Origin of the sequence: Citrobacter amalonaticus, assembly GCF_018252635.1 — a bacterium.
In the GTDB taxonomy this organism is placed as follows: Bacteria; Pseudomonadota; Gammaproteobacteria; order Enterobacterales; family Enterobacteriaceae; genus Citrobacter_A; species Citrobacter_A amalonaticus_E.
Window position 1 is genome coordinate 1 of the sequence record NZ_JAGTXM010000051.1, and the last position, 380, is coordinate 380.

Annotated in this window: 1 protein-coding gene; it reads right to left on the bottom strand. The window is 63.7% G+C overall.

Annotation, left to right across the window (positions count from 1 at the left end):
* On the bottom strand, nt 1-367 hold a 367-nt coding region (locus KE671_RS22670; RefSeq protein ID WP_211986819.1), incomplete at its 3' end, for a penicillin-binding transpeptidase domain-containing protein.
* Between the last annotated feature and the right edge of the window lie 13 nt (nt 368-380).

Sequence of the window (380 nt, forward strand, 5' to 3'; positions counted from 1 at the left end):
ATTGCGCCGTGGCCGACATCACGCTGAGCCGCGATGCGGAGCCTTCGTCGTTGCTGACCTGCCACGGCGGGCCTGAGATGGGGCCGCAACTGCTGTGGAAGTCGGACGTCGGGAAAGTGTGGTGGGACGCGTCCACGGTTTCCGAGAGGCTGTGTCCCGCTTCCAGCCAGGCGGCGATGGTGAACGCCTTGAACGCCGAACCTGTTTGAAACCCCTGGGATCCACCGTATGCGGAGTCGGTGTTGTAGTTCACCGCCGTCGTCCCGGGACCGGCTTGGCTGCTCTCGTCGAAGCTCTTGTTCTCCACCATCGTCTCGATGTGTCCGGTCCCGGGTTCGACGGAGATATTGGAGGCACCCAGGTGCATGCCTGGTCTCGTC